Annotated in this window: 8 protein-coding genes; 2 read left to right on the forward strand and 6 right to left on the reverse strand. The window is 57.3% G+C overall.

Annotated features, from left to right (window positions below; genetic code table 11):
- Window positions 1–75: 75 nt before the first annotated feature.
- The 3 genes from eno to Q4D85_RS00490 form a co-directional block, all read right to left on the reverse strand.
- Window positions 76–1,353 carry a phosphopyruvate hydratase gene (gene eno, locus Q4D85_RS00480; protein ID WP_303197462.1) on the reverse strand — a complete coding sequence of 426 codons (1,278 nt, stop codon included), beginning with the start codon at window positions 1,351–1,353 and terminating at the stop codon, window positions 76–78.
- 361 nt (window positions 1,354–1,714) lie between these two features.
- A complete protein-coding gene (locus Q4D85_RS00485) occupies window positions 1,715–2,503 on the reverse strand; it encodes a lytic transglycosylase domain-containing protein (RefSeq protein WP_303197464.1) in 789 nt (262 codons plus the stop codon).
- Window positions 2,504–2,735: 232 nt separating this feature from the next.
- Complete coding sequence (locus tag Q4D85_RS00490) at window positions 2,736–3,443, reverse strand: MazG nucleotide pyrophosphohydrolase domain-containing protein (protein ID WP_303197465.1); 708 nt, start codon at window positions 3,441–3,443, stop codon at window positions 2,736–2,738.
- A gap of 202 nt (window positions 3,444–3,645) precedes the next feature.
- Here Q4D85_RS00490 and Q4D85_RS00495 point away from each other — a divergent pair, with 202 nt between their 5' ends.
- The gene (locus Q4D85_RS00495; RefSeq protein ID WP_303197686.1) at window positions 3,646–5,121 is read left to right on the forward strand and encodes an amino acid permease; all 1,476 of its coding nucleotides are present in this window, start codon (window positions 3,646–3,648) and stop codon (window positions 5,119–5,121) included.
- 144 nt (window positions 5,122–5,265) lie between these two features.
- A complete protein-coding gene (locus tag Q4D85_RS00500) occupies window positions 5,266–6,702 on the forward strand; it encodes a glycosyl hydrolase family 18 protein (protein WP_303197466.1) in 1,437 nt (478 codons plus the stop codon).
- Here Q4D85_RS00500 and mfd read toward each other — a convergent pair.
- The 3 genes from mfd to Q4D85_RS00515 form a co-directional block, all read right to left on the reverse strand.
- Complete coding sequence (mfd, locus tag Q4D85_RS00505; RefSeq protein WP_303197688.1) at window positions 6,692–10,330, reverse strand: transcription-repair coupling factor; 3,639 nt, start codon at window positions 10,328–10,330, stop codon at window positions 6,692–6,694. The genes Q4D85_RS00500 and mfd overlap by 11 nt on opposite strands.
- Before the next feature lie 121 nt (window positions 10,331–10,451).
- On the reverse strand, window positions 10,452–11,201 hold the full coding sequence (locus Q4D85_RS00510) for a TetR/AcrR family transcriptional regulator (protein ID WP_303197467.1): 750 nt from the start codon (window positions 11,199–11,201) through the stop codon (window positions 10,452–10,454).
- 390 nt (window positions 11,202–11,591) lie between these two features.
- Window positions 11,592–13,205, reverse strand: coding sequence for a multicopper oxidase family protein (locus Q4D85_RS00515; RefSeq protein ID WP_303197469.1), 1,614 nt, complete (start codon window positions 13,203–13,205; stop codon window positions 11,592–11,594).
- Window positions 13,206–13,406 lie beyond the last annotated feature (201 nt).

Here is a 13,406-nt window from a genome sequence, read left to right on the forward strand (position 1 = left end):
CCGCAACACAAAGTCGCCGGGCGCGAAGACTGCCTTTTCGTCTTCACACCCGGCGTCTCTAATGCTTATCTGTGACTATCCCTTGAAGCGAGGGAAAGCGGAACGACCAGCGTAGACCGCTGCATCGCCGAGCTCAAGCTCGATGCGCAGCAACCGGTTGTACTTTGCCACCCGCTCGGAACGAGCTGGGGCACCAGTCTTGATCTGGCCGCAGCCAAGAGCCACTGCCAAGTCGGCGATGGTGGTGTCTTCGGTTTCACCGGAACGGTGGGACATCATGGTGCGGTAGCCAGCGCGGTGTGCCATATCTACGGCGTCGAAGGTTTCAGTGAGGGTACCAATCTGGTTGACCTTCACCAGAAGGGCGTTAGCAGCCTTCTTTTCAATGCCCTCGGCAAGCCGAGCTGGGTTGGTGACGAAGAAGTCGTCGCCGACGATCTGAACCTTGTCGCCGATCTTTGCGGTCAGGGCGGTGTAGCCTTCCCAGTCGTCTTCCTGGAGTGGGTCCTCGATGGACACGATTGGATACTCGGAAACCAAGCCTTCGTAGACTGCGGTCATTTCATCAGCGGTGTATTCGCCGCCTTCGAAGTGGTACTTGCCGTCCTTGAAGAATTCCGAAGAAGCGACATCCAGCGCCAACGCAATGTCGGTGCCTGGCTTGAGGCCAGCCTTTTCGATGGCTTCAACAATGAGATCAAGTGCTGCCTTGGTGGAATCAACCGAAGGAGCGAAGCCGCCCTCGTCGCCCAGGCCGGTGGACAGGCCCTTGGACTTAATTACAGACTTCAAAGCGTGGTAGACCTCAGCCCCCATGCGCAGTGCCTCGGAGAAGGACTCAGCGCCGATTGGGGCGATCATGAATTCCTGCACATCAACGCCGGAGTCGGCGTGAGCGCCACCGTTGATGATATTCATCATTGGAACTGGCAGGATGTGGGCGTTCGGGCCGCCGATGTACCGGTACAGCGGCAAACCTGCGGACTGTGCGGCAGCGTGTGCGACAGCCATGGATACACCAAGAATCGCATTTGCGCCGAGGTTGGACTTGTTGGCGGTGCCGTCCAGCTTGATCATGGTCATATCGATCAGGCGCTGGTCGTCGGCCTCAAGGCCCGCGATTTCATCGCCAATCTTGTTGATGACGTTGTCCACTGCGTTAAGGACACCCTTGCCGAGGTAGCGATCGCCGCCATCACGCAATTCGTGCGCCTCGTGAACACCGGTGGATGCACCGGAAGGAACACCTGCGATACCTGCGGACATGTCATCCAACAGGACCTCAGCCTCGACGGTTGGATTACCGCGGGAGTCCATGATCTCGCGGGCGGAAACGTACATGATGTCAGCCACTATTAATCTCCTACTTAGTGTGAAGGGTGCTGTATTTTTCGACACAACCCAATCATGCGTGTTGGATTATGTCTATTTATTTGACGTAGTGAGGTTCAACCCTGTTTGAAACTGCCTGTTTCTTTCCGTAACTGTTTGAAATTTTTTGTTACTTTTTGTTTTTAGCCAAAACTCACGACTACATACAATTATGCCAACAAACTAGACATTTTGCCTTCCGGATCACGTGAACATTTCCACACCCACCTATGACCTATAACACACCAGGTGTCGCCGTGACCCCGCCATCAGGCAAACCGAAGCCTAAAAGCCACTCACCCGACACTGTCCACCGGGTGAGTGGCTTTTTTAAATCCGCGCGTTAAAACGCTGGTTGCTGCAACGCATAGGAGGCCGCCGCATTGCGAACATCCGCTAGATACTGTTCGGAATTGTTGTAGCTACGAATGGCAGCCGTCCAGCCTTCAGCCGTACTGAGATCACCGCTGGAACACAAGAGGTTTGCTGCCGATAACGCGGCGTCGTCAATCTGATTCGGGTCCGCCTCCCCGTCACCATTGGCGTCGAGCCCAAACCGCTGCCACGACGTCGGGATAAATTGCATCGGGCCGACCGCACGATCAAACTCGGTGTCACCATCGTATTTGCCGCCATCGGTATCCCTGATCTCGGCAAAACCAGGGGATCCATCCAGCGGGATCCCAACAATTGCTGGAAGGACATACCCGTTGTCGTCAATAGTGCGCGATCCGAACAACGAGTGGGAATAGGTGCCATGCCGGGTCTCGACATATCCGATTCCCGCTAGCGTGCCCCACGAAAGGTTGCAGCCCGGCCATGCTTCGGCCGCGATCAATTCAGCATTCGCGTAAGCACGCAGCGCCGCGGAACTGACCCCAACCTCGGGCGCTATCGGATCCGCCCAGAACGTTAATTTGTCGGAAGTGCGGCCCGGCGCATGGACGTCGATAAGCGGCACCTCGGCTGCCGGGGCGGGCGGCACATCACTCGATACCGGCTGCAATTGACGGAATGGGGCTTTGGTTTCTAAAAACGACAGACTCCAGCCCACAAAGGACACTACCAAGATGAGGGAAAGGACTATCCCCGCGCCACATCCGGCTACTCGCCGTACTCCGCCTGAACTCATGCCGAGTCATACTACCCAACTTTTCTGTGAATTCACTGTCACGAACCGGCAGTTTGGAATTCATATTTATACCCATCGAAGTAATCGCAGTTCAAAGCGTAAATTCTTTTCACAACTTCTGCGAAAAATTCCCAGACAAAGCGCAGATTGCGGCGTGTTGCCTGCCCAATCCTAAGCAAGCTCTCACCTAATTGTGATCTAACCCGGCAACCAGCTGCGACCATGAGTCAGCTCACTTCTTAGCTTTACCCAGCTGCCAGAGTCGTTCCTGCTCTTCGGTGGGGACCAGCGACGTGGTGCCGTCGAAAAGGTACGGCGACCTGGCACGCAGCTTTTCGACGAAACTCTCGGCAACATCAGAAAAATCGAAGTCCCCGCGCCGCGCGGCAATCTCGGCGTGGAACAACACCTGGAGCAAAACATCACCCAATTCCGCCCGCAGGTCTTCGGCAGCCTGCGGACGATCAGCATCCCTAGCCTGGCTAAACGCATAAATCGCGTCGATCAATTCCGCAGTTTCCTCTTTCAGATACGGAATGAGGCTTTCGTGGGTTTGGTCTCGTTCCCACTGCCCTATCTCCAACGCCCGCCGCATCGCCGCAACTGCTTGGGCTGTGGCGTCACGCACGCTTGGAACGACCGTCATGGGAATATCAAGAGCCAACGCCGCCTGAACCTCCGGATCGGAAACGGTGGTTGCGACGAGTAACCCACCCGCGGCGGTTTCAGTAGGTTCTGGCAAAAGCCCAGCACCACCGGATTCGGTAACCGCCGCTAGCAGTTGCTGTTGACCGTCTACAGGTACCGCCGCGGCGAAATGCAGGACATTGTCCCGGTGCGCCCGGGCAACCGCCGCCATTTCTTGCGGCGCAAGCCACCCCGGCCACCGGGAATCTACTACGAGCACCTGGGTGATTGCATGAGCGTTGGTTGGAGTCATTGTTCCTATTCTAAAAAGCTGCGGTGCCAGTCGGTAGGACGACACTGAGAAGATGCGCGATGGCACCGATGGAAATTACCGCCAACAACAACCGAATTATGCGGAGCACTTCCCGCTAAAACCACACCATAACCCCGCATAATATTGGGTAGATAATTGAATATGTACTAGTCTTAGTTCGGTGAACGCACCATCCCCTGAAATCGCAACAACGCCAGCGAAAAGCCACACTGTTCGGATGTGGACGCTGGTAGGCATCATCATCGGATCGACTATCGGTTCGGGAATTTTCGCGCTGCCGCAGAACATCGCATCGGTAGCCGCCCCCGGCGCCATGCTCATCGGCTGGGTCATCGCCGGTGTCGGCATGCTTTCGGTTGCCTTTGTATTCCAGATCTTGGCTCATCGCAAGCCATTTTTGGACTCCGGGGTGTACTCCTATGTTCGCGCCGGATTGGGTGATTACATCGGGTTCACCGCAGGTTGGGGGTATTGGCTTGGCTCCGTTATCGCCCAGGTTGGCTACGCAACCCTGTTTTTCTCGACATTGGGTTTCTACCTGCCCATTTTCGATTCTGAGCACCGGTGGCAACAGGCCGCCGCGGTATCCGTGCTCACCTGGGTGATTTTCGCGGTTCTCGCTAAGGGCATTAAGCAAGCCAAGGTCATGAACGCGGTGACCACGATCGCAAAGTTGGTGCCGATCCTCGCGTTCATAGTTTTGGTGCTGTTTTTAGGTTTCAGCTGGGATACCTTCACTTTCGATTTCTGGGGTGAAGGCTCCAGGCTTAGTGTCATGGAGCAGGTACAAGGCATCATGCTCTTTACCGTGTGGGTCTTCATCGGCGTGGAAGGTGCCTCCGTATATTCCAAGCAGGCAGAAACCCGCTCCGATGTCGGCCGCGCCACTGTTTTAGGTTTTGCCACCGTGCTCGTGCTTTTGGTTACCGTGGCAACCTTGTCTTTCGGTGTGCTGAGCCAGGAAGAGCTCGCCGCCCTGCCGGATAATTCCATGGCAGGTGTACTGGAAGCGGTTGTCGGGCCGTGGGGTGGCGCACTGATCTCCATCGGCTTGTGCCTCTCGGTTCTTGGCGCTTATGTGTCCTGGCAGATGCTCTGCGCCGAGCCGATCGCAATGATGGCGTTCGATGGGTTGCTGCCCCGGAAAATCGGCGCGATCAGCACCGCTGGTGCCCCGTGGTTGGCGCAATTGATTTCCACCGTCGTGATTCAGATCTGTGTGGTGATTTTCTACCTCAATGAAACCACCTACGTTTCCATGGTGCAGTTGGCCACGGTCTTATACCTTTTGCCATATATCTTCTCCGCGCTTTATCTGATCCTGCTAGCCACGCGCGGTCGCGGAATTACCCACCCGCACGCCGGAAAAGCATTCAACGACTCCGGCCCACGTATCGCCCCAGCCGATAACCGCCGCCATTTGGCGGTGGGACTGATCGCCTTTATCTATTCGCTTTGGCTTATTTATGCAGCCGACCCCAAATACGTGCTTCTGGGCGCACTCGCGGTGGTGCCAGGTCTCGTGCCTTACGTGTGGACGCGGCTGATCCGAAAGGAAAAGATATTCAATACGTTCGAGTGGTGCGTTGTCGTCATCATCGTCCTCGCCGCAGGTTACGCGATATACGGGCTCCAAAACGGAAGCGTCACTCTCTAGTCACCGTCTCAACGCTTTTCGACGAGGCCACGTCCGCGCGAAGAATGTAGCAGATTAGCGACATGTTGTGGTTTGAAAATCATTCGCGACAGGATTTAAATTAACCTAAACATTTCATAAACCTTTGGTTAAGGAAGTCTTGTCATGCGTCTGCGCCACGCCATCGTTTCGCTTATCACGGCAACCAGCCTGGTCTCCGGCTTCACCTCTTCACCCGTCGCGGCGAACCCAACCGCACTCCCCCTCCCGGAGCACACAGGTTTTCACCCGGACGCTGGCGAGCACGCACACTGCGACCCCATCGTCGCCGCCTACTACCGAACCTGGCGGGATAAAGAAATCCAACAGCACCCCGGCGACAAAATCGGCCCCAATGTCATTGCGATGACCGATATTCCACACAATATCGACGTGCTTTCGCTTATTCACGTCCCGGACCACCAACAAAGCGACCAGCAATTCTGGTCGACATTCACATCCACGTACCTCCCGGAACTTCACCGACGGGGCACAAAAGTCCTCTACACGCTGGATATTTCCACCATCCTCGACCCAGCTCTCAGCCCCACCAGTAGCCCGGAGGAATTCGCTGCGCACGCGCGACGCCTCGTCGAAAAGTATGTTCGCCCCTACCAGCTTGACGGCATCGACATCGACATGGAGCGCGACCTCAATTCCGACCAACGCCGCGTCCTGCGCAACACCGTGCGTGCGCTTTCCCAACTGGTCGGACCGTTTTCCAACACCGATACACTGCTGACTTACAACACCAATAGGGATGCGCAGAAAGCCTACGTCGACGAAGTAGCGCAATACGTCAACTACGTTTTCGTGCAGACCTACCACGTGACCGACCCGGCAGAAATCCAAAATTCCTATTGGAACACCTACCGGTTCTTCCTCTCAAGCTGCCAATTTCTCCCCAGCTACGCCAACCCCGAGGAAAACGACCGCAACCGATTCCCCGGCGCAATCGGCCCGGTGGAAGACACCCCTGCCGTGAAGATCGCACGCTGGCAACCACACCAAGGTGGCGTAAAAGGCGGAATTATGACCTACGCCATCGACCGCGACGGCCGGACCTACGACCAACCGGACATCTCCACCCTTACAGTGAGCACGTTCCCCGTAATCAAACGGGTAACTGCCGTGTTAAAAGCGAAGAAATTCGCCGCCGTGAAGGAAGCCGCCGCTCAGACCGTCACTAATCTGACCAATCTCACAGAAACTCAACGACAAACCTACATTCAGAACATCAATGCCGCCTTGACGTTTGAGGACGTCGAAGCACTCGTTAAAACAGCACGCGAACAACCAACTACTCCCACAACCACAAGCACAACCACAACGACGGCTACAACCACGCCAACATTCACCTCAACGACCAGCCCCACCACGACTACTACCGGCAGCTCCACTAACGAAACCACCTCGGCCCCTACCCCACCTCAACCGGAACCACGCGATCGCCCCAGCAGCTCGTCTCTCACCGGGCTCTATGCGGCCGTAGCCGCCATCGTCGCCGCAGTGCTCGGCGGCATAGCCGCACTCTGGTTTCAACTTGCTGGTGTTATTCGCTGACGCTGATGACGGTGGATTCCGCCGAATGGTTTCCGTCGTGCACATCGATTTTTGGCACATCGAACATGGCGCTAAGGAAATCAGCGACCCACTGCAGCAACGCAACGTCGCGGAGTTTCGGGTCGGTGATATTGCGTCCGGATCGCGGGATGGACACTTGGATCGCCTTGGCGGCGGCCCGGTAGGTCGCCCCCGGGTAGAGCCGCTTGAGTCGGACTTGTTTGGAGTCGGCTAATTCCACCGGGTGTATCTTGATCCGGGTTCCTTGCACCCCAATGTCGCTCACCCCAGCTTGGCGAGCCAGGTGGCGTAGACGCGCGACGGACAGCAGGCGCCGCACTTCGTCCGGTAGCGGCCCATAGCGGTCTTCCATTTCTTCGACGGCTAGCCGCAGGTCGGTTTCGGTGGTACTCGCCGCGAGTTTGCGGTAGACCTCAAGGCGGAGTCGTTCGGCGTTGATGTAGGTGTCGGGAATGTGGGCGTCGACAGGCAAATCGATGCGGATTTCTTTGGGGCCTTTGTCGGTGCCGTCGATAGGCTGACCGGTCGCCAACGCCCGGAATGCTTCCACGGCTTCCCCGACGAGTCGGATATAAAGGTCGAAGCCAACACCAGCAATATGCCCAGATTGCTCAGCACCAAGGACGTTGCCAGCACCACGCATTTCGAGGTCTTTCATGGCCACCGCCATGCCCGCGCCGAGGTCGTTGTTTTGTGCGATGGTGGCAAGCCGGTCGTAGGAGGTTTCGGTCAGGGTGGTGTCTTTGGGGTACAGGAAATAGGCATAGCCGCGTTCCCGCGACCGACCCACCCGGCCACGTAATTGGTGCAGCTGGGAAAGGCCCATGTGGTGGGCGTTTTCCACGATGAGAGTGTTGGCGTTGGCGATGTCGAGCCCGGTTTCCACAATTGTGGTGCACACCAATACGTCGTATTCCCGGTCCCAGAATCCTTGAACGGTGCGTTCGAGTAGTTCTTCGCCCATTTGGCCGTGGGCCACGACGATTCGCGCTTCGGGCACTAGTTCCCTTAAGGCACGGGCTTTCTTTTCAATGTCGGCTACTTTATTGTGCACGAAGAATACTTGGCCGTCGCGCAGCAGTTCGCGTCGAATAGCGGCCGCGACTTGCTTGTCTTCCTGCGCGCCGACGAAGGTGAGGATCGGGTGGCGGTCTTCCGGCGGGGTGAGGATGGTCGACATTTCCCGGATACCCGCCATGGACATTTCCAAGGTGCGCGGAATAGGGGTTGCCGACATGGTAAGCACATCGACGTGGGTACGCATCGCTTTGATGTGTTCCTTGTGCTCCACACCGAAGCGTTGTTCTTCGTCGACGACCACCAGGCCAAGGTTTTTCCACTGGACGCCGGTTTGCAGCAATCGGTGGGTGCCGATGACCACGTCGACGCTGCCGTCGGCAAGCCCGGCGATGATTTCTTTGGCTTCCGCATTACTGGTGAAGCGGGACAGCCCTTTGATGGTTACCGGGAAACCGGCCATCCGGTCGATAAAGGTGGCGAGGTGTTGCTGCGCCAACAACGTGGTGGGCACGAGGACGGCCACTTGTTTGCCGTCCTGGACGGCTTTAAAGGCGGCGCGCACGGCGACTTCGGTTTTGCCGTAGCCAACATCACCCACAACCACGCGATCCATGGGAGTTGGTTTCTCCATGTCGGCTTTGACCGCCTCAATGGCTAACAGCTGGTCCTCGGTTTCCACGTAGGGGAAGTTGTCTTCCATCTCCCGCTGCCACGGTGAGTCCGGTGCGAAGGCGTGCCCCGGCGCGGCGGCGCGTTTGGCGTAGAGTTCGACCAGTTCGCTCGCGATTTCGCGGACTGCGGCGCGAGCTTTCTTTTTGGTGTTTTTCCAGTCGGAGCCGCCCATTTTGGACAGGGTGGGTTTTTCGCCGCCAACGTAGCGCGATAACAGGTCGAGGCTGTCCATGGGGACATAGAGCTGGTCGGCGGGTTGGCCGCGTTTGCTTGGGGCGTATTCCAAGACGATGTATTCACGGCGTGAGGTTTCGTCGCCGGTGGTGATGGTGCGTTCGGTCATTTTGAGGAATCGACCGATTCCGTGGGTTTCGTGCACCACAAAGTCGCCGGTTTTTAGCGCCAGCGGGTCGACCCGGTGGCGGCGTTTTGCTTGTCGACGTTTCGCGCCGGCGATATCCCCGACCCGGTTGCCGGTGAGGTCGGTTTCGGTGATGACGACCAAAGGTGCGCTGGTGGTTTTTGTTTGGTTACTGCCGCTGGGGTTAAATACCAGCCCGGCGTGACTAAGCGCCTGGTAGAGGGTAATTTCCCCGGCATTAGGTTCTAAGCCCGGTGTTGCTACCTTGGTGGGGATTCCGTTTTCGATAAATCGCTCAGTCATGCGCTTTATCGCGCCGTGGGCGGGCGCGATGTAGGCGGCTTTCCCGCCTGCCGTGACGTGGGCGCGCAGCATGGTCATCATGGCGGCGATTTCGGAATGATCGCCCCGTGGGGTGGGTGGGGTGCTAAATTCCAGCGGCAGAATATCGGCGTCGAAGTCGCCGGTCATGCCGGGCGGAGTGATGGTCCACCAGGGGTTTCCGGCGTTCTGGGCGCTTTTTATCAGCGACTCGTACGACCGGTAGGAGGAGGCGGTGAGATCCAGGTGGGCGGAGTCCACCGGGCCTGCTGCCCCCAGGGCGGCGGCTTCCCACCCCGCGGCGAGGAATTCCGCGTCGGTTGCCTGAAGGTCGGTGATCCGGGTGCGGATTTTTTCCGGGTGCAGCGCCACAACGTGTGTGCCGGGTGGCATGAGTTCCGGCAGGGTGACCAGCGGGGTATCGACCAGCGCAGGGATGAGTGCTTCCATGCCGTCGGTGGGGATTTTATCGCCGATTTTGCTCAAAAGTTCCTGGAGGGTGGGGTTGCTGCTGTGCTGGGCGGCAAGAGCTTGGGCGGTTCGCGCAATCTCGTCGGTAATCGGTAGTTCGCGGGCGGTATACAGTTCGACGGTGTGGAGGTCAGAATCGGGCAAGGCGCGCTGGTCGGCGACGCTGAAGCACCTGATTTCCGTCAGTTCGTCGCCCCAGAATTCCAGCCGTATTGGGGTGTCGCTGGTGGTGGGGAAAACATCGAGGATGCCGCCGCGGATAGCGAATTCGCCGCGTCGGGCAACCAGGTCGACGTGTTTATAGGCACGAAAGACTAGTTCATTGCTTATCGACGCCATGTCGTAGTCGGTTCCAACCGTAAGAATAAGCGGCTTCCGACCATCGACGTGTTGCAGAATCGGTTGGCACACGCCCCGAGCTGCGGTGACGACGATTTTCAAGGTAGGTAGCGACTCGATGATGTGGGCGCGCTGCCCGGCTATGTCGGCCGCGGGCGATAGGCGTTCATGCGGCAGAGTTTCCCAGGCGGGGAACCAGGCGACCTTGTCGCCCCACATTGCTTTTAATTCGGCGGTTAAGTCTTCGGCTTCCCGCCCAGTCGCGGTTACTACCAACACCGGGGCGTGGTTGGCCAAGGTACCAATCGCCCAGGGGCGGGCTTGGTCAATGGCGGTGACGTGAAGCTGCTGGTCGCCTAAGTGGGTGATAAGGCCGGTGAGCTTGGGGTCTTTGGCTGCGGTTTTCAGCAATCCGGCAAGCATGGCTGGTTGGGAGGTGGCGGTTGTGGGGCTCACGGTGGTGTGCGGTTTCCTTAGTGTGCTGGATGGGTTCTCAAACGGTGGTGGCAGTGGTCGGCGCGGGCTGCAGGCTTAGGTGTCTTGCTTATCGGTGGTGCCGTCGTCGTGGGTTACTTCCGCCTGCGGCGGGCGGTGTCTTGGTTTCTCCCTCCGGGTGGGTGTTGTTTTCGGTTACTTCCGCCTGCGGCGGGCGGTGTCCGAGCCGGGCGGGAGGTGATGTAACGCTTGATAGTTGCGGGTCCGCTTCCATTCCGCCGAGTCCGTTCCAGCACAGATTGACGATGTGGGCGGCGACGACTTCCTTGGGCAGGCTGTCTTCGGTTTCACGTTGATCCAACCACCATTGGGCGGTCATAGAGACCATTCCCACCAGCGCCTGGCCGTAAAGGATCGCGGTGTCGGGGTTGAGTCCGCTTCGGGTAAACGCATTGCCGAGAATGTGGGATACCTGGGCCACGGCGTCGTTCAGCAGGGTGGAATAGCTGCGTCCCATGCCGGGCTGGGTGTCGCGGACGAGGATTTGGAAACCGTCAGTGTCTTCTTCCACGTACGTTAATAGCGCGATGACAGCCTGTTCGATCCGGGCCCGGGAACGCCCGGTGAGCAAAGACTGGGTGATGGTGGATTCCAATTTGGTCATTTCGCGGTCGATCACCACGGCGTAGAGTCCTTCTTTGCCGCCGAAGTGTTCGTACACCACCGGTTTGGATACCCCTGCCCGCATGGCGATTTCTTCCACGCTGGTGCCTTCGTAGCCGCGTTCGGCGAAAATGCTTCTGCCGATGGCGATTAATTGCTCGCGGCGTTCTTTTCCTGTCATGCGCTGCCGAACCATGTGTTACAGCCTATCTGGTTGTCCCATGAGCCTAAAGTCACAACACTGGGGTGATGGGAAAATACCGGAAACCAGCGGCACATAACGCCAGGTAGTGTCCGACGCGGGGTGGGTTTTACGTAAAAGACATGGGAATTTGGCCTTTGTCCCCCGGTTTCATGTATGATCTCTTAGGTCAAAGTGATTGAAATTCTTTACTCACTTCAACACCTTTCCCTGTGGTGTAATTGGCAACACTACGGTTTTTGGTACCGTCATTCAAGGTTCGAGTCCTTGCAGGGAAGCGTTTAAATCCGCACACTATGTGCGGATTTTTTGTGCTTGTCAACACCCCACCGGGCCGCACTGGCGGCCCCACCAAAAGGGAGCGAAGGCTGATGCCGACAAGCACTAGTGGTTGTGGATACCGCTAATCCCACGGGTGTAATCGGTATCAAGTTCGGGCACTTCGCCTTTGTTGAGCAGCATGAACTGCCCCATCATGCCTTGATCTTCATGGAAAAGCATGTGGCAGTGATACATATACGGGTAGTGATTGTTACGGTACTGGCCGAAAATCACCCCGAGTTTTAGGGTCACCCCAGGTGGGATGGTCACGGTGTCTTTCCAGCCGTAGGTGTCGAAATTGACGGTCGTTTCAGACGCTTCCAGCACCTTAAATGCGCAGTTGTGGATGTGGAAATTATGAATCCAATCGGAATTGCCATTGGTGACCACCCACACTTCCGGGTCAGCGTGATCAATGACCACGTCAACCCGATTCATGTCCATGGACTGGCCGTTGATTTCGAAGGTATTGAGCTCAAAGCTGCGCTCAATCGCATCGGCGACGGCAACCGGGGCGGCGGCGCTGGGGTCTAAGACTTTCGGAAGCTCCGGTAGTTTCTTGGCTGCATCCTCTTTCGGCCCCTTAATTAACAGGAGGTTGAGAACATCTTTGAGTTTGAAGTCCAAAGAGTATTCGTCCTCCGGCACCCCGAGGTTATCGGCAAAGCCGATGCTCATGAGGGAAAACTCCTCGCCCGGTGCCACATCGATGACGATCTCGGTGCGTTCGCCTGGCCCCATAGTGACGGCGGAGGCGGGTTGCGGGGCTTCTAATAACCCGGAGTCGGAAGCTATGACGTAAAACTGTCGGGAATCCGAGGTGGAAATATTATGGAACCGCATGTTAGAGCCATTGAGCAGCCGGAGCCGCACCCGGCGGGTGGATGCTTCAAACACCGGGTTGGTTATCCCATTGATATGCGGGACGTCGCCTTGCAACCCCAAGTTCTGGTCGAAGGTTTCGTCCAACTGCCCGGAGTCGGTGAAGTTCGCGTCCATGATGACGACTGGAATATCGTCCACGCCATAAGTATTCGGCAGGTCAAGGCCTGCGGATATGTCGTCGTCAAGCACGATCATCCCCGCTAAGCCGCGGTAGGCTTGCACGCCGGTCTCACCGTGCGGATGCGGGTGATACCACAAGGTGGCGGCGGGTTGTTCCACAGTGAACGAACTAGTCCATACCTTGCCCGGCTGGATGGCCGAATGCGGGCCGCCATCCATGTCCGCCGGAAGCAGCATCCCATGGCAGTGCACGGCAGTGACATCGGGCAGGGTATTCTCAAACCGCAGGTCGACGTTATCGCCCCGGCTCATGCGGATGGTTGGCCCCAACATGGAACCGTTAAAACCCCAGGTGGTGGTACTCACGCCCGGCAGAATCTCGGATTGCCCCTGCTTGGCCGTGAGTGAAAACACCTTCCGCCCGTCAACCATTGAAAACTCCGCTAACGGTGGGATCGGCAGCGGGCGCGGTTTCCCATCCCAGCCGCGCGGCACTCGGGCTGAGGAGGGGGCGAAAGATTCCGCAGTTGTCGATGACCCCGCATTGTCGGTTCCGATCGAACAGCCGCTTAATAATAGACCGGCGGACGCGGTCGTTACCGCCCCTGCCGCCAAAAACCGACGTCGGTTGAACTGTGCATTGAACTGGAATTGGCCATCGGCCTTGGACATTTTTTCTCCCACTCGTTATCCCGCAATCACAATCACGTTCATTGTGATGTTAGGGGTATACGACAACACTAGCGTGCTTACGCTCATTGTCACCACAATCCCACCCCGCCCCCTCCACCAGCAGATTCGCTAAAAACTCGGTGGTATTGGCTTGAAAAACGAGCACCGCATATCCCACCAATTTTTCTTCAGCACCGTACA

It is taken from the genome of Corynebacterium sp., assembly GCF_030532965.1.
GTDB lineage: Bacteria > Actinomycetota > Actinomycetes > Mycobacteriales > Mycobacteriaceae > Corynebacterium.